Annotated in this window: 25 protein-coding genes and 1 tRNA gene; 14 read left to right on the top strand and 12 right to left on the bottom strand. The window is 68.0% G+C overall.

Features of this window, described 5'->3' with window-relative positions:
* Positions 1-330 (top strand): alpha-hydroxy acid oxidase (locus HHL11_RS29955; protein WP_169422257.1); only part of this gene is annotated, 330 nt, incomplete at its 5' end.
* Here the strand turns inward: HHL11_RS29955 and HHL11_RS29950 are convergent.
* Positions 327-1,334 (bottom strand): BLUF domain-containing protein, encoded by a 1,008-nt coding sequence (locus tag HHL11_RS29950; RefSeq protein WP_169422256.1) that lies wholly within the window; start codon positions 1,332-1,334, stop codon positions 327-329. The two genes, HHL11_RS29955 and HHL11_RS29950, sit on opposite strands and share 4 nt — an antisense overlap.
* Positions 1,335-1,441: 107 nt before the next feature.
* Between HHL11_RS29950 and HHL11_RS29945 the strand changes: the two genes are divergently transcribed.
* The 3 genes from HHL11_RS29945 to HHL11_RS29935 all read left to right on the top strand — a co-directional run bounded on the left by HHL11_RS29945 (position 1,442) and on the right by HHL11_RS29935 (position 3,852).
* Positions 1,442-2,617 (top strand): Y-family DNA polymerase, encoded by a 1,176-nt coding sequence (locus tag HHL11_RS29945; RefSeq protein WP_169422329.1) that lies wholly within the window; start codon positions 1,442-1,444, stop codon positions 2,615-2,617.
* A 103-nt stretch (positions 2,618-2,720) separates the two neighbouring features.
* A complete protein-coding gene (locus HHL11_RS29940) occupies positions 2,721-2,981 on the top strand; it encodes a hypothetical protein (protein ID WP_169422255.1) in 261 nt (86 codons plus the stop codon).
* Between the two features lie 37 nt (positions 2,982-3,018).
* A complete protein-coding gene (locus HHL11_RS29935) occupies positions 3,019-3,852 on the top strand; it encodes an enoyl-CoA hydratase-related protein (RefSeq protein ID WP_169422254.1) in 834 nt (277 codons plus the stop codon).
* Here the strand turns inward: HHL11_RS29935 and queF are convergent, their stop codons facing one another.
* The 5 genes from queF to HHL11_RS29910 are packed head-to-tail and all read right to left on the bottom strand — an operon-like array spanning position 3,853 to position 7,507.
* Complete coding sequence (gene queF, locus HHL11_RS29930; protein WP_169422253.1) at positions 3,853-4,698, bottom strand: NADPH-dependent 7-cyano-7-deazaguanine reductase QueF; 846 nt, start codon at positions 4,696-4,698, stop codon at positions 3,853-3,855.
* A 9-nt stretch (positions 4,699-4,707) separates the two neighbouring features.
* Positions 4,708-5,583: an alpha/beta fold hydrolase gene (locus HHL11_RS29925; protein ID WP_169422252.1), complete on the bottom strand. Its 876-nt coding sequence runs from the start codon at positions 5,581-5,583 to the stop codon at positions 4,708-4,710.
* Position 5,584: 1 nt separating this feature from the next.
* Positions 5,585-6,448: a 2OG-Fe(II) oxygenase gene (locus HHL11_RS29920; RefSeq protein WP_169422251.1), complete on the bottom strand. Its 864-nt coding sequence runs from the start codon at positions 6,446-6,448 to the stop codon at positions 5,585-5,587.
* On the bottom strand, positions 6,445-7,218 hold the full coding sequence (gene yaaA / locus HHL11_RS29915) for a peroxide stress protein YaaA (protein WP_169422250.1): 774 nt from the start codon (positions 7,216-7,218) through the stop codon (positions 6,445-6,447). The genes HHL11_RS29920 and yaaA overlap by 4 nt, the downstream gene beginning before the upstream one ends.
* Positions 7,219-7,228: 10 nt before the next feature.
* Complete coding sequence (locus tag HHL11_RS29910) at positions 7,229-7,507, bottom strand: hypothetical protein (RefSeq protein WP_169422249.1); 279 nt, start codon at positions 7,505-7,507, stop codon at positions 7,229-7,231.
* Between the two features lie 61 nt (positions 7,508-7,568).
* Between HHL11_RS29910 and hemA the strand changes: the two genes are divergently transcribed.
* From hemA to HHL11_RS29885, 5 genes are all read left to right on the top strand, one after another.
* On the top strand, positions 7,569-8,825 hold the full coding sequence (hemA, locus tag HHL11_RS29905) for a glutamyl-tRNA reductase (protein ID WP_169422248.1): 1,257 nt from the start codon (positions 7,569-7,571) through the stop codon (positions 8,823-8,825).
* 139 nt (positions 8,826-8,964) lie between these two features.
* Positions 8,965-10,062: a peptide chain release factor 1 gene (gene prfA, locus HHL11_RS29900; RefSeq protein ID WP_169422247.1), complete on the top strand. Its 1,098-nt coding sequence runs from the start codon at positions 8,965-8,967 to the stop codon at positions 10,060-10,062.
* A complete protein-coding gene (gene prmC, locus HHL11_RS29895) occupies positions 10,059-10,877 on the top strand; it encodes a peptide chain release factor N(5)-glutamine methyltransferase (RefSeq protein ID WP_169422246.1) in 819 nt (272 codons plus the stop codon). The genes prfA and prmC overlap by 4 nt, the downstream gene beginning before the upstream one ends.
* A gap of 47 nt (positions 10,878-10,924) precedes the next feature.
* On the top strand, positions 10,925-11,242 hold the full coding sequence (gene grxD / locus HHL11_RS29890; RefSeq protein ID WP_169422245.1) for a Grx4 family monothiol glutaredoxin: 318 nt from the start codon (positions 10,925-10,927) through the stop codon (positions 11,240-11,242).
* A gap of 146 nt (positions 11,243-11,388) precedes the next feature.
* Positions 11,389-12,384 (top strand): AAA family ATPase, encoded by a 996-nt coding sequence (locus HHL11_RS29885; RefSeq protein WP_169422244.1) that lies wholly within the window; start codon positions 11,389-11,391, stop codon positions 12,382-12,384.
* Between the two features lie 4 nt (positions 12,385-12,388).
* Here the strand turns inward: HHL11_RS29885 and HHL11_RS29880 are convergent, their stop codons facing one another.
* Both HHL11_RS29880 and HHL11_RS29875 read right to left on the bottom strand, forming a co-directional pair.
* Positions 12,389-13,069, bottom strand: a complete 681-nt coding sequence (locus HHL11_RS29880) for a lytic transglycosylase domain-containing protein (RefSeq protein ID WP_169422243.1) — start codon at positions 13,067-13,069, stop codon at positions 12,389-12,391.
* Positions 13,066-14,811: a proline--tRNA ligase gene (locus HHL11_RS29875; RefSeq protein ID WP_169422242.1), complete on the bottom strand. Its 1,746-nt coding sequence runs from the start codon at positions 14,809-14,811 to the stop codon at positions 13,066-13,068. Before HHL11_RS29875 ends, HHL11_RS29880 begins: the two co-directional genes overlap by 4 nt.
* Before the next feature lie 90 nt (positions 14,812-14,901).
* Here HHL11_RS29875 and HHL11_RS29870 point away from each other — a divergent pair, with 90 nt between their 5' ends.
* A complete protein-coding gene (locus HHL11_RS29870) occupies positions 14,902-15,579 on the top strand; it encodes an RNA pyrophosphohydrolase (RefSeq protein WP_169422328.1) in 678 nt (225 codons plus the stop codon).
* Entirely contained in the window at positions 15,569-16,075 is a 507-nt protein-coding gene (locus HHL11_RS29865) for a CNP1-like family protein (protein ID WP_169422241.1), read from the top strand. Before HHL11_RS29870 ends, HHL11_RS29865 begins: the two co-directional genes overlap by 11 nt.
* A gap of 39 nt (positions 16,076-16,114) precedes the next feature.
* Here the strand turns inward: HHL11_RS29865 and proB are convergent, their stop codons facing one another.
* The 4 genes from proB to rplU all read right to left on the bottom strand — a co-directional run bounded on the left by proB (position 16,115) and on the right by rplU (position 18,980).
* Positions 16,115-17,254 (bottom strand): glutamate 5-kinase, encoded by a 1,140-nt coding sequence (gene proB, locus HHL11_RS29860; RefSeq protein ID WP_169422240.1) that lies wholly within the window; start codon positions 17,252-17,254, stop codon positions 16,115-16,117.
* A complete protein-coding gene (gene cgtA, locus HHL11_RS29855; protein ID WP_169422239.1) occupies positions 17,251-18,327 on the bottom strand; it encodes an Obg family GTPase CgtA in 1,077 nt (358 codons plus the stop codon). Before cgtA ends, proB begins: the two co-directional genes overlap by 4 nt.
* 65 nt (positions 18,328-18,392) lie before the next feature.
* Positions 18,393-18,653 carry a 50S ribosomal protein L27 gene (gene rpmA / locus HHL11_RS29850; protein WP_169422238.1) on the bottom strand — a complete coding sequence of 87 codons (261 nt, stop codon included), beginning with the start codon at positions 18,651-18,653 and terminating at the stop codon, positions 18,393-18,395.
* A gap of 15 nt (positions 18,654-18,668) precedes the next feature.
* On the bottom strand, positions 18,669-18,980 hold the full coding sequence (gene rplU, locus HHL11_RS29845; protein WP_169422237.1) for a 50S ribosomal protein L21: 312 nt from the start codon (positions 18,978-18,980) through the stop codon (positions 18,669-18,671).
* 225 nt (positions 18,981-19,205) lie between these two features.
* Here rplU and HHL11_RS29840 point away from each other — a divergent pair, with 225 nt between their 5' ends.
* The 3 genes from HHL11_RS29840 (at position 19,206) to pilB (ending at position 22,215) form a co-directional block, all read left to right on the top strand.
* Positions 19,206-20,135: a polyprenyl synthetase family protein gene (locus HHL11_RS29840; protein WP_169422236.1), complete on the top strand. Its 930-nt coding sequence runs from the start codon at positions 19,206-19,208 to the stop codon at positions 20,133-20,135.
* A gap of 30 nt (positions 20,136-20,165) precedes the next feature.
* Positions 20,166-20,242: transfer RNA gene (locus HHL11_RS29835), tRNA-Pro, on the top strand.
* Between the two features lie 236 nt (positions 20,243-20,478).
* The gene (pilB, locus tag HHL11_RS29830) at positions 20,479-22,215 is read left to right on the top strand and encodes a type IV-A pilus assembly ATPase PilB (protein WP_169422235.1); all 1,737 of its coding nucleotides are present in this window, start codon (positions 20,479-20,481) and stop codon (positions 22,213-22,215) included.
* The last annotated feature ends 15 nt before the right edge of the window (positions 22,216-22,230 follow it).

Genomic DNA, 22,230 nt, shown 5'->3' with positions numbered 1-22,230 from the left:
GTCTCCAACCACGGCGGCCGCCAGCTCGATGGCGCGCCCTCCTCCATCTCCGCCCTGCCCGCCATCGCCGACGCGGTGGGCGACCGGATCGAGGTGCACATGGACGGTGGCATCCGCTCGGGCCAGCACGTGCTGAAGGCCGTGGCCCTGGGCGCGCGCGGCGTCTACATCGGCCGCGCCATGCTGTATGGCCTGGGCGCGATGGGCGAGGCCGGCGTCGACAAGGCGCTGGCGATCATCCGCAACGAGCTGGACCTGTCGATGGCTTTCTGCGGCCGCACCGACATCGGCACGGTGGATCGGAGCATCCTGTTGTCGGGGACGTTCTAGGCCGCGGTAGCCAGCCGCACCAGCTCCATGTCCTGCCACCGCTCCAGCAGTGGCATCAACGCCTGCCAGCACGACCACGGATCGCCGAGGTTCGCATGCGCCTGCAGGTACACGAGCCCGCAGCGGCGCGCCATCGCAAAGGGCACGGCGTGGTCCGCGCCCTGCCGCGCCAGCGCGATCAGCGGCGGCGCCTCCGCCAGGCCGGCGCAGGCCTGCGCCATGCGCAGCACCAGGTCCTCGTCGCGCGTGGCATCGCCGGACAGCAGCAGCACCAGGTGCGAGTAGTCGGCCAGGAAAGCGCGCGTCAGCGGCAGGTGCAGGCCGTTGCGCGCCATCGCGATCACGCGCAGCACGCGCTCGCCATGGATGAAATCCACGTAGTCGGTGGCGACGTCCAGATCGTGCGCGCCGGCGAAACGGCGCTGCACCAGCTCCGCGCGGAAGCGCTGCGATAGCCAGCGCACCAGGTCGAAGGACCCCGTGCCGCCGGCGGCGCACACCAGCACGCGCTGGAAGGCATCCGGGTCCTGCTGCCGCCGCGCGCCGGGATGCCGCATGGGCGTCGACAGCCGCCGCCAGATGGCCGGCGGCGTGAAGGCCGTGCCGCGGTCCACGGCGGCCAGCACTTCGTCCACGCGCTGGCCCATGTCGCTGGCCGGCTCGTCGCATTGCACGATGGCCATCGACCACGGGCCATGCAGCAGCCGCGGACCCACGCTGCGGTGGACCACGCGCAGCCCGCAGTGCCGTGGGTCGCCGGCCACGCGCTCCATGATGCTTGCGACCGCTGCCTGCGGCCCTTCCTTCCACTGCACGAACCAGCCGCTCTGGTGCAGCAGCGCGGTGGCGACGCCCGCCGGCGGGTTGTGCCGCACGGCGCTGGCGCGGATGCGCTCCATTTCCGAATAGATGCTTCCCGTCGCGGCGGCCTGGCTCGCATACACGATGCGCGCGACCGCCTCCCCGGTGCTCGCCGCACCATGTTCTTTTTCGCAAACTGGCATGCGGCCATCATCCCGGAACGGGGCCTGCAGCGCGTTGCGGCAGGTCAAGCCGCGGCAGATTGCACAATGCAAGGGTGAGCCTCCCGCGCCGCATCGCCCACCTCGACATGGACGCCTTCTTCGCGTCCGTGGAGTTGCTGCGCTATCCGCAACTGAAAGGCCTGCCGGTCGTGATCGGCGGCGGCCGGCGCGAGGTGGACGAGCTGCTGCGCGAACGCTATGCCGACCGCCCGCGCTCGCAGATCCCGGTGGATGCCTTCCCGCTGCTGAAGGACTACGTGGGCCGCGGCGTCATCACCACCGCCACCTACCCCGCGCGCCAGTTCGGCGTGGGTTCCGCCATGGGCATGATGAAGGCGGCCAGGCTGTGCCCGCAGGCGCTGGTGCTGCCGGTGGACTTCGAGGAGGTGCGCCGTTACTCGCGCGGCTTCAAGGCCATCATCCGCGACATCGCGCCGGTGATGGAGGACCGCGGCGTCGACGAGGTCTACATCGACTTCACCGAGGTGCCGGGCGGCCAGCGCGAAGGCGGCCGCGTGCTGGCGCGCCTGATCCAGAAGGCCATCCACGACACGACCGGCCTCACCTGCTCGATCGGCGTCGCGCCGAACAAGCTCATTGCCAAGATGGCGAGCGAGTTCAACAAGCCGAACGGCATCTCCATCGTCTACGAAGACGACGTGCAGACGAAGATCTGGCCGCTGGCGGTGCGCAAGATCAACGGCATCGGCCCGAAGTCGGAGGTGAAGCTGCAGAAGCTGCACCTGCTCACCGTCGGCGACATCGCCGCGCAGCCGCGCGACTGGCTGGTCGACAACTTCGGCCAGGCCTACGGCGCCTGGATGCACGACGCCGCCTGGGGCCGCGACGACCGTCCTGTGGTGACCGAAAGCGAGCCCGTCTCCATGAGCCGCGAGACCACCTTCGACCGCGACCTGCACGCCGTGCGCGACCGCGCGGAGCTGGGCGCGATCTTCACGGACCTGTGCACGCGCGTGGCCGAGGACTTGCGGCGCAAAGGCTACGTGGGCCGCACCATCGGCATCAAGCTGCGCTACGACGACTTCCGCACGGCAACGCGCGACATCACGCTGGACGCGTACACCGACGACCCCGCCACCATCCGGCGCGCGGCCGGCCAGTGCCTCAAACGCGTGGACCTCGCGCGCCGCCTGCGCCTGCTCGGCGTTCGCGTCGGCAAGCTGGCGAAGGCCAGCGAAGTGCCGCCGCCGAGCACGCCGCGCGTGGAAGAGCACACGCCGGATCTGTTCTCGCAGGCCTGATCCCCCCTGGCGAAAAGGGCTGACATGCCCTTTAGGACGATGGCGGCATGCTGACGGGGAACTTACATTGATCTCCAGACCCAGCGCGCAGCGGGAGAGCACCATGAGCCTCGACGAACTCCAGCGCATCAAGCAGTGGCATGTGCGCCACCGCCAGGACAACCCGGTCGAATACCAGGCGTGGGACCTGATGCTCACGCTGTGGCTGATGGGCTGGATAGGCTGGATCCCGGCCTTCGCCTTCGACGCGCTCTGGGCCGCGCCGCTGCTGGCGGTCGCGATGTCGGCGCCAACCATGTACACCACCCTGCGCGGCAAGGCGCACCGGGCCCGGCGTCTTCGTTGCGACTGGTTCAAGCCCTGACCGGGCGTAGAGTGGGCTCCCTCTCGGAGGAGCCCGCATGCAATGTTTCGACCTCACGGTGGCCGACCACGTCGCCCACCTCGTCCTGAACCGTCCGCAAGAGCTGAACACCATGCACCCGCTGTTCTGGCGGGAGCTGGATGACGTGCTCACCCAGTTGCACCGCGCACCGGGCGAGGCCCGCGCGCTGGTGATTTCGTCGACCGGCAAGCACTTCACGGCCGGCATGTCGCTGGAAGCCTTCGGCGGCGCCATCACGCTGGACGACCGCACGGCCGAAGGCCGCGCCGCCATCTTCGACCTGCTCACCGACATGCAGGCCACCTTCAGCAAGCTGGAGTCGCTGCGGATGCCGGTGCTCGCCGCTATCCAGGGCGGCTGCGTCGGCGGCGGGGTCGACCTCGTCACTGCCTGCTGCCTGCGCTACGCCACGGCGGACGCCTTCTTCTGCGTGCAGGAGATCAACATCGGCATGGTGGCGGACATCGGCACCTTGCAACGCCTGCCCAAGCTGATCCCGCTGGCCGTGGCCAAGGAGCTGGCTTACACGGGCCGGCGCTTGCCGGCGGCGCGTGCAGCAGCGCTGGGATTGGTGAACGAGGTGTTCGACAGCCAGGCCGCGATGCTCGATGGCGTGCTGCAGGTCGCCCGCGAGATCGCTTCCAAGCCGCCGGTGGCGATCTGGGGCAGCAAGCAGGCCCTGAACTATGCGCGCGACCACTCCGTCGACGACGCGCTCAAGCAGATGGGATGGCTGCAGGGCGCCGTGTGGAGCAACGCGCACGTGCGCGAGGCGATCATGGCCACAAAGGAAAAGCGCTCAGCGGCATTCCCCGAACTCGCACCTTTGCGCTCGTTCCGGGATTCGTGATCATTGCCGCGCGGTGCGGATGTTCTTCGGCAACGCGATCGGGTGGCTGGTGCGGAAAGGGTTGATGTCCAGCCCGCCGCGCCGCGTGTAGCGCGCGTACACCCACAGCTTGGTCGGCTTGCACCGGCGCCACAGGTCCATGTAGATGCGCTCGACGCACTGCTCGTGGAACTCGTTGTGGTTGCGGAAGCTGACCAGGTATTGCAGCAGCCCGCCCTGCTCGATCTGCGGGCCGGCGTAGTGGATCTGGATGCTGCCCCAGTCCGGCTGGCCGGTCACCAGGCAATTGCTCTTGAGGAGGTTGCTGGTCAGCGTCTCCTCCACCGGCTGCTCGTCGAAGGCGGCGTGCAGCAGGTCCGGGCGCGGCTGGTAGTCGGTGCATTCGATGTCCAGCCGGTCCAGGCTCAGGCCGTCCATCTCGTGCACCGGCTCGCGGTCGAAGGCATCCGGCAGCAGCAGCTTGACGCCGATGGTGGCGGCGCGGCCCGAGTCGCGCCAAGCGGCTTCGCTCAGGTCGGCGCGCAGGCGGTCGCGCACCTCGTCGGCCGAGGCGAACTGCGTGTTGCTGTAGCTGCCCAGGTAGAGCTTGAGCGACTTGCTCTCGATGATGTTGGGCGTCTCGCAGGGCACGGTGAAGTGCGCGATGGCCACCTGCGGCTTGCCGCGCGGGTTGAGCCAGCTCAGCTCGAAGGCCGTCCACAGGTCGGCGCCGGAAAAAGGCAGCGTGCCGGAGACGCCGACCTCCTCGCGCTTGTCCGCCCGCGGGATCGGGTACAGCTGCGAGGGATCGTAGTGGTCGGGATAGCTGGTGCTCTTGCCCAGCGTCGATGCTTCCGGCGAATTCATGCGGCGAGGCTAACCGAGATGGGGGAGGAGGTCTTGCAGCAGCCGTTCGACCACCCCTCGCGGAAGGTCATGCGCCATGCCGGGGATGGTCACCAGCCGGGCGCCCGGGATGCGCCGCGCCGTGTCCTCGCCGGCGGCCAGCGGCACCAGCGGGTCGTCGCGCCCATGCACCACCAGCGTCCGCGCGCGCACCTGCGCCAGCTCCGCGGCCCGCCGCGTGTCGGCCGCCACCGCGGCCAGTTGGCGCGCCGTGCCGGCCGGGCGGTAGCTGCGCTGCATCGACTCGCGGACGCGCTCGCGCAGCTCCGGCTCGGGCGTCGGAAAACCCGGGCTGCCAATCAACTGGAAGAAGCGCACGCCATGCTCGACGCGCCCGGCTTCGCTGCGGTCGCGTGGCGGCGTCACCAGCGCCCGCAGCACGTCGGAACGCGGCCCGGGCAAGCGGCGCGCGCCGCTGGTGCTCATGATGCTGGTGAGCGAAAGCACGCGCTCGGGCGCCGCCAGCGCCACGCGCTGCGCCACCATGCCGCCCATGCTGGCGCCGACCACGTGCGCCCGCTGCACGCCCAGCGCATCCAGCACACCGAGCGCATCGGCGGCGAGATCGTGCAGGCGGTAGGGCGTGCGCACCGGCAGGCCCAGTTTCAGCTTCAGCGATTCCCACAGGATGTTGGGCACGCCCAGGTGGTCCAGCGCCTGCGACAGGCCGGCGTCGCGGTTGTCGAAGCGGATCACGCGGTAGCCGGCGGCCAGCAGCGGATCGGTGAAATACGAAGGCCAGGCCGTGAGCTGCATGCCCAGGCCCATGACCAGCAGCACCGCCGGCGCACCGGCCGGGCCGGTGGATTCCACCTCGATGTCGAGGCCGTTGGCGCGGACCTTCACCTCACTCGAAGCGGCGCTCGCGCAGCCACTTGGTCGCGATCCACTTCTCGCCCGCCAGCACCGGCGCGCCGCCGTGCAGCGTCCTGGTCGACGGGTGCGGCCGCTCGTAGCAGAAGAAGACGGCGTTGCCGCGCTTGGGCGCGACTTCCAGGTGCACGTCCGGGAAGACCGTGCCGCCGCCCTTTTCCGGCTCGCCCAGGTACATGACGATGGTCGCCACGCGCTGGCCGCCGCGCTTCAGGATGGTGGACGTGCCCGGTTCTCCCGGGTCGAAATAGTCGTAGTGCGGCTTGTATTCGGCGCCCGGGCCGTATTGCAGGATCTGCAGGCCCTCGCCGTTTTCCTCGGGCCAGTTCACCAGGGCGGCCAGGCGCTTCTCGATGCGCCGCACCACCGCGTGCTCGCCGCGCTGGAAGAACATGCCGTTGCTGGTGCGGTCGGCGTTGACCTCCTCGCCGCCGGTCTTGGTGGCGACGGTCAGCGAGCGCGCCAGGCGCGGCTTGGCCAGCGCGATCAGCGCTTCGCACTCCTCGGCGGACAGCAGGTCGCCAAACACCACGACCTTGGGATGGGCCATCACCTGCAGCACGCTCACGCGGCGGTCGCCGGCATCCAGGTAGAGCGGCGATTCGTCCAGCGCCGGCTCCGGCACCTTCAGCGCGGGCGGCAGGCCATGGGCCACCGCGTCCGCTTCCAGGTGGTCGCGCAGCGTGGACTCCATCGCGTCGACCGCCACGTCCTCGGACCAGCCCGAAGCCTGCATGGCCTTCAGCACCGACTCGGCGCTGTGGCCCGCCTGGACCTGCTCCAGGATCCATTTGCGCAGTTCGGGGGTGACCTGCTGCCGCGCCTGCGTGATGCTCATTGCGTCCTCCGGCGAAACACCAGCCGATCGGGCTCCGAGGCGGCGGCATCGAAGGCATAGCCCTCGAGGTCGAACGCCTCCAGCCGGCGCGGGGTCTCGATGCGCTGGGTGATGGCGTAACGGGCCATCAGCCCGCGCGCCTTCTTGGCGAAGAAGCTGACGATCTTCCAGCCGCCCGGCTTCCACTCCTCGAACACGCAGTCGATCACGCGCGCCTTGAGCGCACCGCGGTCGACCGCCTTGAAATATTCCTGCGACGCCAGGTTGATCACCACCGGCGTCTTGTCGGCGGCCAGCTGGCGATTCAGGTTCTCGGAAATCCGGCTGCCCCAGTACTGGTAGAGGTTGGACGTGCTGCCGACCTTGAGCGCCGTGCCCATTTCCAGCCGGTAAGGCTGCATCCGGTCCAGCGGCCGCAGCACGCCGTACAGGCCGCTCAGCATGCGCAGGTGCTGCTGCGCCCAGTCCAGGTCCTGGGCGCTGAGCTGGCGCGCCTGCAGGCCGTCGTAGACGTCGCCGTCGAAAGCCAGCACGGCCTGGCGCGAATTGCGCGCGGTGAACTTGGGCGTCCAGGCCTCGTAGCGCGCGGCGTTGAGCGCGGCCAGCGGGTCGCTGATGTCCATCAGGCTGGCGATCTGCTGCGGCGACTTGCGGCGCAGCACCTCGATCAGCCGCGTCGAATCCGCCACGAATTCCGGCAGCGTGTGCGGCACGGCGGGCACCGGCGATTCGTAATCGAGCGACTTGGCGGGGGACAGCAGGAACAGCATCGTGGGGCGATTATCCGCGCCAGGCCCGGCCGGCCAGCCATTGCACGGTCGCGACGGCCACCACCAGCGCGGCATAGGTGGCCATCTTGCCGTCGTGCCCGAAATACCACAGGCCGGCGCCCAGCACGGCCAGGCCAGCTATCAGATTAAGAGCAAACAAGGCCCAGATGGCGGGCCTTGGCCCGGCTTGCGGCAGCAGGAAACGGCCCGCGAGGGCGAGCCCCAGGGCGACCGCCAGGGCGGGTGCCGCGAAGCTCAGCGCGTGCTCGAGAAAGTCGATGGCATTCACGGTGAAGGCAATTGATCCAGGCTAAGTGCTTGATCTTCCGGTGAATTTTATAATCGGGCCGATGGCAGTCTGGGCATTGGGAATCAACCACACGACGGCGCCGCTGGACATGCGGGGCCGCTTCGCGTTCGCCCTGGACCAGATCGGCCCGACGCTGTCCTCGTTGCGGGGCAGCCTGGCCACCGGCGAAGCCGCCATTCTCTCCACTTGCAACCGCACCGAGATCTACTGCGCCGGCAACCAGCACGCCATCGAACCCACCATCGAGTGGCTGGCCCATTCGGGCGGCGTCGCCCCCGGCCTGCTGCGCAGCCACTCCTACATGCTGCAGGACGGCCACGCCGCCCGCCACGCCTTCCGGGTCGCCAGCGGGCTGGATTCCATGGTGCTGGGCGAAGCGCAGATCCTGGGCCAGCTGAAGGACGCCGTGCGCGCCGCCGAAGAGGCCGGCGCCCTGGGCACCACCCTCAACCAGCTGTTCCAGCGCTCCTTTGCGGTGGCCAAGGAAGTGCGCTCCTCCACCGACATCGGCGCCCATTCCATCAGCATGGCGGCCGCCTCGGTGCGCCTGGCGGGCCAGCTGTTCGAAGACCTGGGCCAGGTGCGCGTGCTGTTCGTGGGTGCCGGCGAGATGATCGAACTGGCCGCGACGCACTTCGCGGCGAAGAACCCGAAGTCGATCGCCGTCGCCAACCGCACCCTGGAGCGCGGCGAGAAGCTGGCCAGCCGCTTCGGCGCCGAGGTGATGCGCCTGGCGGACCTGCCGGCGCGCCTGCATGAATTCGACGTGGTGGTCAGTTCCACCGCCAGCCAGCTGCCCATCATCGGCCTCGGCGCCGTGGAGCGGGCGCTGAAAGCGCGCAAGCACCGCCCCATGTTCATGGTGGACCTGGCGGTGCCACGCGACATCGAGCCCGAGGTCAAGGAGCTGGAGGACGTCTACCTGTACACGGTGGACGACCTGGCCCACGTGGTGCAGACCGGCCAGGCCAACCGCCAGGCCGCGGTGGCCCAGGCCGAGGCCATCATCGACGCCGGCGTCCAGAGCTTCCTGCACTGGATGGACCAGCGCCGCGCCGTGCCGCTGATCCGCCAGCTGAATGCCCAGGCGGACGAATGGCGCACGCTGGAACTGGCCCGCGCCCGCAAGCTGCTGGCCCGGGGCGAAGACGTCGATGCCGTGCTGGAGGCGCTGTCGAAGGGCCTCACCCAAAAGATGCTGCACGGCGCCATGGCCGAACTGCACGCCGGCGACGCCGACTCGCGCCAGCGCGCCAGCCAGGCGATCGAGCACTTCTTCCTGCGCAAAGAGCGTTAGCTTCCGCGTCCTTGGCGCGCCTCCGCCTTTTCAACGCAGAAGACGCAGAGGTGACGCAAAAGACGCGGAAAAATCCATCGGGCTTTCTTCTGCGGTTTCTGCGTAACCTCTGCGGCTTCTGCGTTCACCTGGTCCGAACGTGAAACCTTTCCTCAGACAACAACTCGAGCGCTTCCCCGTCCGCCTGCAGGAGCTGGACTTTTTCCTGTCGCAGCCCGAGGTGGTCAACAACATGGAGCGTTTCCGCGAGCTCACGCGCGAGCACGCCGAAGTCAGCGAAGTCGCCGGCCGCTTCCAGGATTTCCTGCAGCAGGAGGCCAACCTCGCCCAGGCGCGCGAGATGCTGGACGATCCCGAGATGGCCGACATGGCCAAGGAGGAGATCGCTTCCCTCGAAACCGAACTGCCTGCGCTCGAAACCGAGCTGCAGACGCTGCTGCTGCCGCGCGACCCCGATGACGTGCGCAACGTCTTCCTGGAAATCCGCGCCGGCACCGGCGGCGACGAGTCGGCGCTGTTCGCCGGCGACCTGCTGCGCATGTACACCCGCTACGCCGAGCGCCAGGGCTGGCGCACCGAGCTCGTGAGCGAAAGCGAAGGCGAAGTCGGCGGCTTCAAGGAAGTCGTCGTGCGCATGGTCGGCGAAGGCGCCTACGGCAAGCTCAAGTTCGAATCGGGCGGCCACCGCGTGCAGCGCGTGCCCGCCACCGAAAGCCAGGGCCGCATCCACACCAGCGCCTGCACCGTAGCGGCGCTGCCTGAGCCCGATGAAGCGCAGGCCGTGCAGATCAATCCCGCCGACCTGCGCATCGACACCTACCGCGCTTCCGGCGCCGGCGGCCAGCACGTGAACAAGACCGATTCGGCGGTGCGCATCACGCACATCCCGACCGGCATCGTGGCCGAGTGCCAGGACGACCGCTCGCAGCACCGCAACAAGGCCAAGGCCATGCAGGTGCTGGCCGCGCGGATCCGCGAGAAGGACCGCTCCGAGCGCGCCGCCAAGGACGCGGCAATGCGCAAGGGCCTGATCGGCAGCGGCGACCGCTCGGACCGCATCCGCACCTACAACTTCCCGCAGGGCCGCATGACGGACCACCGCATCAACCTCACGCTGTACAAGCTGAGCTTCATCATGGAAGGCGACCTCGACGAAGTGGTCGAGGCCCTGCTGTTGGCGCGCCGCGCCGAACAGCTGGAGGAGCTGGAAGTGGGCATGGGAGCGGCGCGCTCGTGAATTTGCGCGAGGCCTTGGCCGCGTCGGGGCTGGACCGCCTCGATGCGCAGCTGCTCCTGCTGCACGTGCTGGGCCGCGCGGCGCAGGACCGCGGCTGGCTGATCGCGCATGACGACGACGCCTTGTCGCCCGCGGACGCGCAGCGCTATGCCGTCCTGTGCCGGCGCCGCGCCGACGGCGAACCGGTCGCCTATCTCGTCGGCGAGAAGGAGTTCTACGGCCTGCCACTCGCGGTGGATGCCCGCGTGCTGGTGCCGCGCCCGGACACCGAGACGCTGGTCGAATGGGCGCTCGAAGTCCTGCAGGGCCGCAGCGCGCCGCGCATCATCGACCTCGGCACCGGCAGCGGCGCCATCGCGCTGGCCCTGCAGCAGGCACGCCCCGATGCGAAGGTGGAGGCCATCGACCGCAGCGCCGAAGCCCTGGCGGTGGCGAGCGCCAACGCGCAGCGGCTGGGGCTGCCGGTCGCTTTCCGCCAGGCCGACTGGCTGGAGGGCAGCAACGGGCCTTACGATCTGGTCGTCAGCAACCCGCCGTATGTTGCGGCAGGCGACCCGCACCTGCCGGCCTTGAAGCATGAGCCGCTGTCGGCCCTGGTGGCGGGCGCCGACGGGCTGGACGACATCCGCCGCATCGCCGCCGTGACGCCGCCGCTGCTGGCGCCGGGCGGCTGGCTGCTGCTGGAGCATGGCCACGACCAGGCCGAAGCGGTCCGGGCTTTGCTGGCCGGCGCCGGGCTGGCGCAAGCCGGCAGCCGAAGCGATCTTGCGGGCATCGACCGCTGCTCCGGCGGCCGCCGGCTTGAACTGGGATAATTCGCCGCAATGTTGAAGCAGGTTTGCCCTGCCGAGGAGAGATTCAGATGAGCGACGTCCAGCAACGCATCAACGACCTGGTGAAGAACAGCGAAGTGCTGCTGTTCATGAAGGGGAACGCGGCCTTCCCCATGTGCGGCTTCTCCGGCCGCGCCGTGCAGATCCTCAAGGCCTGCGGCGTCGACCCCAAGCAGCTGAAGACCGTGAACGTGCTGGAGGACGACGAGATCCGCCAGGGCATCAAGGAATTCAGCAACTGGCCCACCATCCCGCAGCTGTATGTGAAGGGCGAGTTCATCGGCGGCTCGGACATCATGATGGAGATGTACCAGAGCGGCGAACTGCAACAGGTCCTCGGCCAGTAGCAGTCCCCTCCCGTGGCTGCCAACGGCAGCCACGCTTGCCTCTGCTGTCGACGCGCGCTGACAAGCTCGTGCGGCAGCGGGCCGCATTCCTTGCCCCCTGGCACGACGTATGCTCGAATCAAAGCACAGTCGTTGAAGGAGCGGTCATGGAATCACGCAGCCTCGTCCCCAGCAACCCCGGCCTGAAGCTGCCCATCGCGAACGTGCGCAGCATCTTCCGCCCGCACGACGTCGAACGGAAGCTCGCCAAGCTGCCCCCGCGCGACCACGAAAGCCTGCGCGCCACCTACGAACGCATGCTGGAGCTCGGGCCCGTGCGCTTCCAGGTCAAGCCGAGCGGCGTCCCCGAGATGGCCGCCCTCTACGAACAGCTCCCCAACTTCAGCGCCGCGCTCGACGACGTCAAGCGCCACGTGGCGCTCGCGCAGGACTCCGGCGATGGCCTCGAGGTCACGCCCATGCTCCTGCTCGGCCCGCCGGGCATCGGCAAGACCCACTTCGCGCGCCACCTCGCCGAGTTGCTGGGCACCGGCATGAGCCTCGTCCCCATGAGCTCGATGACGGCCGGCTGGCTTCTTTCGGGCGCCTCCTCGCAGTGGAAGGGCGCGAAGCCGGGCAAGGTGTTCGAGGCGCTGGTGGACGGCCAGTACGCCAACCCGGTGATCGTCGTCGACGAGATCGACAAGGCCAGCGCCGACGCGCAGTACGACCCGCTCGGTTCGCTGTACAGCCTGCTGGAACACGACACCGCCGAATCCTTCATGGACGAATTCGCCGAGATCGCGCTGGACGCGAGCCAGGTGATCTGGATCATGACGGCCAACGACGACCGCTGCATTCCCGAGCCGATCCTGAACCGCCTGAACGTGTTCGAGATCGATGCGCCCTCGCCGGAACAGGCGCGCGCGATCGCGCTGAACCTGTACCGCGGCATCCGCGCCGAACACGGCTGGGGCCGCCGCTTCGACGAGGAACCGGCCGACGACGTGCTGGACCTGCTGGCCGAACTGGCGCCGCGCGAGATGCGCCGGGCGCTGATGACGGGGTTCGGCAATGCGCGGCTGGCGAACCGCGGGGCGATCGCGGTGGAGGACCTGCCGAAGCTGGGTGGGGCGAAGACGAGGATCGGCTTCGTTCAATAGGCGATCAAGGGCCGCCGGGAACCTTCTCCGCCGGCCTGCCCGGATCCGGCGAACGCTCCGGCAGCGGGCTGTCGACGAACACCCAATTGCGCCCCGCCCCCAGCACCGCGCGCGGATACTGCGCCTGCCCGCGGCTGCCGTTGTAGCGGCCCAGCGCGAAATAGAGGTCACCCCCTTCGCGGTCCAGGTAGTGGCGCAGGATCACGCAGCCGAAGCGCAGGTTGGTCTGCATGTGGAACAGCGCCGACGGGTCGCCATTGCCGATGAGACGCGTCCAGAAAGGCATCACCTGCATGTAGCCGCGCGCGCCGACGACGCTCACGGCGAACTTGCGGAAGCCGCTCTCCACCTGGACCAGCCCCAGCACCAGGCCGGGGTCGAGCCCCGCGCGCTTGCTCTCGTACCAGACCGTCTGCAGGAATTCCTTGCGCTCGTTCCAGTCCGGCGTGCGCCGCTGCAGCTTGTGGCTCATCTGCCCGAGCCAGCGCAGGTACTGCAGGCGCGCGTCGACCGTCGCGAAGTCCGGCACCGGCGGCGCGCCATTGGCCACGGCGGCGGTGAGCGCCGTGCGGACCGAGTCGGCCAGCGGCTCCTCCACCTGCGCGCCCGCCTGCGCCCGCCCGCCCGCCAGCGCCAGGCCCAGGCCCGCGGGGACGGTGTGCAGCAGGGACCTGCGGCTGATCACTGCGCCAGGCGCCCTTTCAGGAAGCCGAAGACCTCACCGGCCGGCACCTTGGTCGCCGCCGCGTCGCGGCGATGCTGGTATTCGAGCTGGCCTTCCTTCAGGCCGCGGTCGGAGATCACCACGCGGTGCGGCACGCCGATCAGTTCCCAGTCGGCGAACATCGCGCCCGGGCGCTCGCCGCGGTCGTCCAGCAGGACGTCGATACCAGCCGCCGCCAGTTCGTCGTGCAGCTTCTCCGCTGCCGCCTTGACGTCGGCGCTGCGGTCCATGCCGATCGGGCACACCACCACCGTGAAGGGCGCGATGGCGTCCGGCCAGATGATGCCGCGCTCGTCGTGGTTCTGCTCGATGGCCGCGGCCGGCAGGCGCGTGACGCCGATGCCGTAGCAGCCCATCTCGAACAGCTTGGGCTTGCCGTCCTCGTCGAGGAAGGTGGCGTTCATGGGCTTGCTGTACTTGGTGCCCAGGTAGAACACGTGGCCCACCTCGATGCCGCGCTCGATGGCGAGCTTGCCCTTGCCGTCCGGCGAGGGGTCGCCCTCGACCACGTTGCGGATGTCGGCCACCGCGTCCGGTTCGGGCAGGTCGCGGCCCCAGTTGACGCCGGTGAGGTGGTAGTCCTCCTCGTTGGCGCCGCAGATCCAGTCGGCCATCACGGCCACTTCGCGGTCGGCGACGATGCGCACCTTTTCGCGCAGCGCGATCGGGCCCAGGTAGCCGGGCTTGGTGCCGAAGTGCTGCTCGATCTCGGCGACAGTGGCGAAGCGGAAGCCGTTCTCCAGGCCGGCGAGCTTGCCGACCTTGATCTCGTTCATGCCGTGGTCGCCGCGCAGGAGCAGCAGCCAGAGCTTGCTGCCTTTGATCGCGCCCTGGTCGTCCACTTCGTCGGTGGCCAGCACGATGGACTTCACCGTGGTCTGCAGCGGCACGCCCAGGAGTTGCGCCACGTCTTCGCAGGTGGCCTTGCCCGGCGTGGGCACCTTCTTCATGTCCTGCCTGGCGGCGGGACGCGGGCCGGCCGGCGCCAGCGCTTCGGCCTTTTCCATGTTGGCCGCGTACTCGCTGTCCGGGCAGTAGACGATGGCGTCCTCGCCGGTGGCGGCGATCACCTGGAACTCTTCGCTCAGGTCGCCGCCGATGGCGCCGCTGTCCGCGGCCACCGCGCGATAGCGCAGGCCGAAGCGGTCGAAGATGGCGCGATAGGCCTGCGACATCACCTCGTAGCTGCGCTTGGCCGCGGCCTGGTCGCGGTCGAAGCTGTAGGCGTCCTTCATGATGAACTCGCGGCCACGCATCAGGCCGAAGCGCGGACGGCGCTCGTCGCGGAACTTGGTCTGGATCTGGTACAGGTTCTTCGGCAGCTGCTTGTAGCTGCGCAGCTCCTGGCGGGCGATGTCGGTGACGACCTCCTCGCTGGTGGGCTGCACGATGAAGTCGCGCTCATGCCGGTCCTGGATGCGCAGCAGCTCGGGCCCCATCTTGTCGAAGCGGCCGGTCTCCTGCCACAGCTCCGCCGGCTGCACCACGGGCATCGTGCATTCGACGGCGCCCGCGCGATTCATCTCTTCACGGACGATCGCCTCCACCTTCCGGATGACCCGCAGGCCCATCGGCATGTACGTGTAGATGCCGGCGCCGAGCTTCTTGATCATGCCGGCGCGCGTCATCAGCTTGTGGCTGGCGACTTCGGCGTCGGCGGGCGCTTCCTTGAGGGTGGAAATCAGGAACTGGGAGGCTCTCATTCGATACGACCGGGGTGGGGTAACTGAGCCCTTCCAGCGCGCTGGAGCGCCGTGCATAATGAACTCAGTTCAAAGATTTGGGGTGTGATTATGCTTGACCGGGACGGCTTCAGGCCTAACGTCGGCATCATCCTGCTCAACCAGAAAAACCAGGTGTTCTGGGGCAAACGCATCAGGACACACAGCTGGCAGTTTCCGCAAGGTGGCATCGACCGTGGCGAGAGCCCCGAGCAGGCGATGTTCCGGGAACTGCACGAGGAAATCGGGTTGATGCCGGAGCATGTGCGAATCATCGCCCGCACGCGTGACTGGCTGCGCTACGAAGTGCCGGAACGCTATATCCGCCGTGATGCGCGGGGCCACTACAAGGGACAGAAACAGATCTGGTTCCTGCTGCAATTGACCGGGCAGGACTGGAACCTGAACCTGCGCGCGACCAACCACCCGGAGTTCGACGCCTGGCGCTGGAACGACTACTGGGTGCCGCTGGACGTGGTGGTGGAGTTCAAGCGCGGCGTGTACGAGATGGCGCTGCGCGAGCTGGCGCGCTACCTGCCGCGCAACGACCACCGCAACCGGTATCTCCGCAGCGGCATGCGCACGCGCGATGCCGACCATCCCCACAACAACCACGAAGCGGCGGCGGTGCAGATGCCCGCGCCGATGATGGAACTGCCCCCGGGCGCCACCTTCGAACCCAATCCCCAGGCGCAGGGCCAGCGGGCCTTCCCGCTGCACCCCGCCGCGAAGATCAAGAATGCAACGTGAGTTCCTGGCACTGGCCCTGTGCTGCGCCTCCCTGGCCGCCTCGGCCCAACTGGCCGACGCCGATCCCGACTGGAAGGAACTGGACGCGCCGCCGCCCCCGGCGCTGCGCACCAGCGGCCTCATCGCCATCGACGTGCCGGGTTCCAGCCTGCATTTCGGCGTCGATCCCAACTCGGTGGCCATCGGCACCGATGGCGTCGTGCGCTACGTCGTCGTGGCCCAGAGCAGCAGCGGCACCGTCAACGGCATCTACGAGGGCGTGCGGTGCAGCACGGGCGAAGTGCGCGTCTTCGCGCGCCACAACCCCTCGAGCGGCTGGGTGGCGACCACCGAATCGCCGTGGCGGGCGCTGTCCGAAACGCCGAACAACCGCTACAGCCTGACGATCGCCCGCGATGGCATGTGCCTGGGACAGGCGCCGAACCAGGACAAGGCCACGATCCTGCGCGACCTGCGCACGCCGGCGGACCGGAAGTTCACCGGCAGCGGCGGTTGAAACCTGTAGGCCGGGTTGCGCGCAGCGCACCCCGGCTTGTCAGCGTGTGACCACCAGGTTCGTCCGGTGGATCATCTCCGGCTCCGCCATGTACCCCAGCAGCTTCTCGATCTCGCTGGAAGGCTTGCGGCATAGCAGCCGCGCCTCGGGCGCCGCGTAGTTGGCGAGGCCGCGGGCGATTTCGTGGCCCTGCTGGTCGCGCACCGCGATGACCTCGCCGCGATGGAAGTCGCCGTCCACGGCCGTCATGCCGATCGGCAGCAGGCTCTTGCCTTCATCGCGCAGCTTCGCTGCCGCGCCAGCATCCACCGTCACCGCGCCGCGCAGCTGCAGGTGGTCGGCCATCCAGCGCTTGCGCGCCTGGCTCTTCTGGTCGGGTGCGACCAGCAAGGTGCCGATGATCTCGCCCTGCGCCAGGCGCAGCAGGCAATCCGGCTCGCGGCCCCAGGCGATGACGGTCGATGCGCCGGAACCAGCCGCGCGCTTGGCGGCCAGCACCTTGGTGATCATGCCGCCCTTGCCGATGCTGCTGCCGGCGCCGCCTGCCATCGTTTCCAGCGTGGCGTCGCCGGCGCGTGCTTCCTGGATGAAGCGCGCGTTCGGGTCCTTGCGCGGGTCGGCGCTGTACAGGCCCTTCTGGTCGGTGAGGATCACCAGCAGGTCGGCCTCGACCAGGTTGGCCACCAGCGCACCCAGCGTGTCGTTGTCGCCGAACTTGATCTCGTCGTTGACGACGGTGTCGTTCTCGTTGATGACCGGCAGCACGCGCAGCGACAGCAAGGTCAGCAGCGTCGAGCGCGCGTTGAGGTAGCGCTCGCGGTCCGCCAGGTCGGCGTGCGTCAGCAGCACCTGCGCCGAGGCCATGCCCTGCTCGCGCAGCTTGGTCTCGTACATCTGCGCCAGGCCCATCTGCCCCACGGCGGCGGCCGCCTGCAGCTTGTCCAGTTCCACCGGGCGCGTGGTCCAGCCCAGGCGCTTCATGCCTTCGGCGATGGCGCCGCTGGACACCATGATCACCTCGCGGCCGTCGGCGGCCAGCGCCGCCAGCTGGCGGCTCCATTCGCCGATGGCCACTTCGTCCAGCCCGCGGCCTTCGTTGGTCACCAGGCTGGAACCCACCTTGACCACGATGCGCCTGGCGTCGCGCAGCGTAGCCGCTCCGTTCTTCTGTTCGCTCATGACTCCGGATTGTCGCCGCCGGCGAAGCGCGGATCGACTTCCACGTGCGGCTGCTCCGCCTCCTGCTGTGCGTGCACGTGCTGGAAGATGGACTTGATCAGGTGCTCGCAGCCCTCGCGCGTGAGCGCGCTGATCTCGAACACCGGGCCCTTCCACTTGAAGCGCTTGACGAAGTCCTTCACGCGCGCGGCACGCTCGTCGCCCGGCACCATGTCCAGCTTGTTCAGCACCAGCCAGCGCGGCTTCTCGTACAACGCGGCGTCGTACTTCTTCAGCTCGCCGACGATGGCCTTGGCCTGCGCCACCGGGTCCACGCCCTCGTCGAAGGGCGCGATGTCCACGATGTGCAGCAGCAGGCGCGTGCGCTGCAGGTGCCGCAGGAACTGGTGGCCCAGTCCGGCACCTTCGGAAGCGCCCTCGATCAGGCCGGGGATGTCGGCCACCACGAAGCTCTGCTCCGGGCCCACGCGCACCACACCCAGGTTGGGATGCAGCGTGGTGAAGGGATAGTCGGCGATCTTGGGCCGCGCGTTCGACACGGCGGCGATGAACGTGGACTTGCCCGCATTGGGCATGCCCAGCAGGCCGACGTCGGCCAGCACCTTGAGTTCGAGCTTGAGCGCCTTCTTCTCGCCGGGCCAGCCGGGCGTCTTCTGCCGGGGCGCGCGGTTGATCGAGCTCTTGAAGCGCATATTGCCGAAGCCGCCGTCGCCGCCCTTGGCGATCATCAGCTTCTCGCCGGGCTGCAGCAGCTCGTACAGCACGTCGCCAGTCTCGGCGTCGGTGATGATCGTGCCCACCGGCATCTTCAGCGTGATGTCGTCGCCCATCGCGCCGAACATGTCGGAGCCCATGCCGTGCTCGCCGCGGCCCGCTTCGTGGCGGCGCGAGAAGCGGTAGTCGACGAGCGTGTTGAGGTTCGGGTCCGCCACCGCCCAGACGTGGCCGCCGCGGCCGCCGTCGCCGCCGTTGGGGCCGCCGAATTCCTTGTACTTCTCGTGCCGGAACGACACGCAGCCGTTGCCGCCATCGCCGGCGGCGATGTCGATATAGGCTTCGTCGACGAATTTCATGGGAAACGCCTCAAATGAAAAAAGCCCCGACAAGTCGGGGCTTCTTGTCGCGGACTGAGGTTAACTCAAGCCGCCGGGACGATGCTGACCTGTTGCTTGTTCAGCGCGCCCTTGGTTTCGAACTTCACGTGGCCATCGACCAGCGCGAACAGCGTGTGGTCCCGGCCGACGCCGACGTTCGTGCCGGCGTGGAACTTGGTACCGCGCTGGCGCACGATGATGGAGCCGGCGCTGATGAGTTCGCCGCCGAAGGCCTTGACGCCCAGCATCTTCGGCTGGGAATCACGCCCGTTTCGCGTAGAGCCGCCGCCTTTTTTCTGTGCCATTTCCTGTGCTCCTGATTAGCCGGCGATGGCACCGATTTGCAGTTCGGTGAACTGCTGGCGATGGCCTTGGTGCTTCTGGTAGTGCTTGCGGCGGCGCAGCTTGAAGATGCGAACCTTCTCGTGCTTGCCGTGCGCCACGACCGTGGCCTTGACCGTGGCACCGGAAACCAGGGGGACGCCCACTTTCAGGTCGCCGCCGTTGCCTAGCGCGAGAACCTGATCGAAGGTGATTTCCTGGCCGATGTCCGCAGCAATCTGTTCTACCTTGATCTTGTCGCCGGAAGCAACGCGATACTGCTTGCCACCGGTTTTTATGACCGCGTACATGTTTGACCTCTTCAAATCGATCCCAAAGGGATCTTCTGATGCTTCCCCGGACGGATTTCCAGAGAGCCCAAGATTATAGCATAGTTGGTGACTGCTCACAAGACAGCGCCCGGGCCGGGCCAGCGGGGCCGTAGGCCCTTCCTATAATCCTGCGCAAAAGCAGGCCTTGTTTTGACCGACTCCTCCCCAAGCGCATCCTCCGTACTTTCCCTGATCACCGCAGACATGCGAGAGGTCGATGCCGTCATCGGCCAGCGCCTGGACTCGGGCGTGCCGCTGGTGGGCCAGGTCTCGCGCTACATCATCTCCTCCGGCGGCAAGCGGCTGCGCCCCGCCCTGCTGCTATTGGTATGCGGCGCGCTGGGCTACCAGGGCTTCCAGCGCTTCAACCTCGCCGCGGTGGTGGAGTTCATCCACACCGCGACCTTGCTGCACGACGACGTGGTGGACGACTCCACCTTGCGCCGCGGCCGCGCCACCGCCAACCAGTCCTTCGGCAACCCGGCCAGCGTGCTGGTGGGTGACTTCCTCTATTCGCGCGCCTTCCAGATGATGCTGGACGCGCACGACATGCGCGTGATGGAGATCCTGGCCGAAGCCACCAACGTGATCGCCGAGGGCGAGGTCATGCAGCTGATGAACATGCACGACCCCAACCTCGACGAGGCGGGCTACCTGCAGGTGATCCGCTCCAAGACCGCCAAGCTGTTCGAAGCCAGCGCGCGCCTGGGCGCCGTGCTTGCCGGCGCGCCGCGCGAAATCGAAGAGGCCTGCGCCACCTACGGCCAGGCGCTGGGCACCGCGTTCCAGGTGATCGACGACGTGCTCGATTACGCGGGCGAAGTCGAAGAGTTGGGCAAGAACCTCGGCGACGACCTGCGCGAAGGCAAGGTCACGCTGCCCCTGATTGCAGCCATGCGCCGCGGCACCGAGGAGCAGCGCGCGGTGATCCGCCACGCCATCGAGGAAAGCGCCGTGGGCGAACTCGATCGCATCGTGGCCATCGTGCGCGAAACGGGTTCGCTCGAAGTGGCGCAGGAAGCCGCGGCGGCCGAAGCGCAACGCGCGATCGAAGCTGCAAATTTGCTGCCGCGAAATGAACACGCCACAGCTCTGGTACAATTAGCGGCTTCACTGCTGCAGCGACGCAACTGAGTAATCAGCAGCGACGCAGTCGCAGAAAATCGGGGTGTAGCTTAGCCTGGTAGAGCGCTACGTTCGGGACGTAGAGGCCGGAGGTTCGAATCCTCTCACCCCGACCAGGAATCCTCATGAACGGCCCGCCATTCGGCGGGCCGTTTCTTTTTGCGGCATCCGCCACGCCGGAAGTAACAAGCCATTGCCAAACGGGTGCATCATCCCCCAAGGCGTGACTTCCTACCAACTGCTCGCCCCCCATAAGCCACTCGATCGTTTACACCACCTCGGCTTTTCGGGATGATCGCAATTGACTTCCATTCTGGGAAGTCTTGTATCCATACGTTGAACAACACCGTCCATGGCCGCCGTCGATCCCGCCACTGAAGCCACAGCCGTAGCGTTGCCGGGCCTCGCGCGCGCCCTCATTTCCGCCGGGAAGCTGGGGCAGAAGTCCGCCGAAGAGATCTACCGCAAGGCCCAGACCAAGCGCATCAGCTTCATCGCCGAGCTCACCGGCACCGGCGCCGTCTCCGCCGCCGACCTCGCCCACACGATGTCGGCCGCCTTCGGCGCGCCGCTGCTGGACCTGGACGCCCTCGACATCCAGCGCCTGCCCAAAGGCCTCCTGGATGGCCGGATCAGCCAGGACTTCCGCGTGGTGGTCCTGTCCAAGCGCAACAACCGCCTGATCGTCGCCACCGCCGACCCGTCGGACCAGCAGGCCGCCGAGAAGATCAAGTTCGCCACCCAGATGGGCGTGGACTGGATCATCGCGGAGTACGACAAGCTGACCAAGATGGTCGAGGCCGTCGGCACCTCCACCTCGGAGGCGATGGACAGCATCATCGGCGACGACTTCGAGTTCGACGAGTCCAGCATGGACACGACGAACCAGGAGGAGGACCAGGGCGCCGTCTCCGACGTCGACGACGCGCCGGTCGTCAAGTTCCTGCACAAGATGCTGCTGGACGCCATCGGCGCCCGCGCGTCGGACCTGCACTTCGAGCCCTTCGAGCACACCTACCGCGTCCGCTTCCGCATCGACGGCGAGCTGCGCGAGATCGCCTCGCCGCCGGCCGCGATCAAGGACAAGCTGGCCTCCCGCATCAAGGTGATCTCCCGCATGGACATCTCCGAGAAGCGGGTGCCGCAGGACGGCCGGATGAAGCTGAAGGTCAGCGCCGACCGTGTCATCGACTTCCGGGTCTCGACCTTGCCGACGCTGTTCGGCGAGAAGATCGTGATCCGTATTCTCGACCCGAGCTCCGCCAGGCTGGGCATCGACGCCCTGGGCTACGAGCCCGAGGAGAAGGAACGCCTGATGGAGGCCATCGGCCGCCCCTACGGCATGATCCTGGTAACCGGGCCCACGGGCTCCGGCAAGACGGTGTCGCTGTACACCTGCCTGAACCTGCTGAACAAGCCGGGCGTGAACATTTCCACCGCGGAAGACCCGGCGGAAATCAACTTGCCTGGCGTGAACCAGGTGAACGTGAACGACAAGGCGGGCCTGACCTTCTCGGTGGCGCTGAAGGCCTTCCTGCGCCAGGATCCGGACATCATCATGGTGGGCGAAATCCGGGACCTGGAAACCGCCGACATCGCCATCAAGGCCGCCCAGACCGGCCACTTGGTGATGTCCACGCTGCACACCAACGACGCGCCGACCACGCTGACCCGGATGCGCAACATGGGCATCGCGCCCTTCAACATCGCTTCGTCCGTGATCCTGATCACGGCGCAGCGCCTGGCGCGCCGCCTGTGCGTCCAGTGCAAGAAGCCGATGGACATCCCCTACGAGACGCTGCTGGACGCGGGCTTCAAGGAGGAAGACGTCGACGGCAGCTGGACGCCCTACCACCCCGTGGGCTGCAGCGCCTGCAACAACGGCTACAAGGGCCGGGTGGGCATCTACCAGGTGATGCCGATCAGCGAGGACATGCAGCGCATCATCCTCGCCGACGGCAGCGCGCTGGAGATCGCGAAGCAGGCGAAGCAGGAAGGCGTGCGCAGCCTGCGCGAATCGGGCCTGCACAAGGTCAAGCAGGGCCTCACATCCCTCGAGGAAGTGCTGGCCTGCACGAACGAGTCGTGACGCACGAATAAAACG

Source organism: Ramlibacter agri, assembly GCF_012927085.1.
Classification (GTDB): domain Bacteria; phylum Pseudomonadota; class Gammaproteobacteria; order Burkholderiales; family Burkholderiaceae_C; genus Ramlibacter; species Ramlibacter agri.
This window is presented reverse-complemented; position numbering and strand designations above follow the sequence as displayed.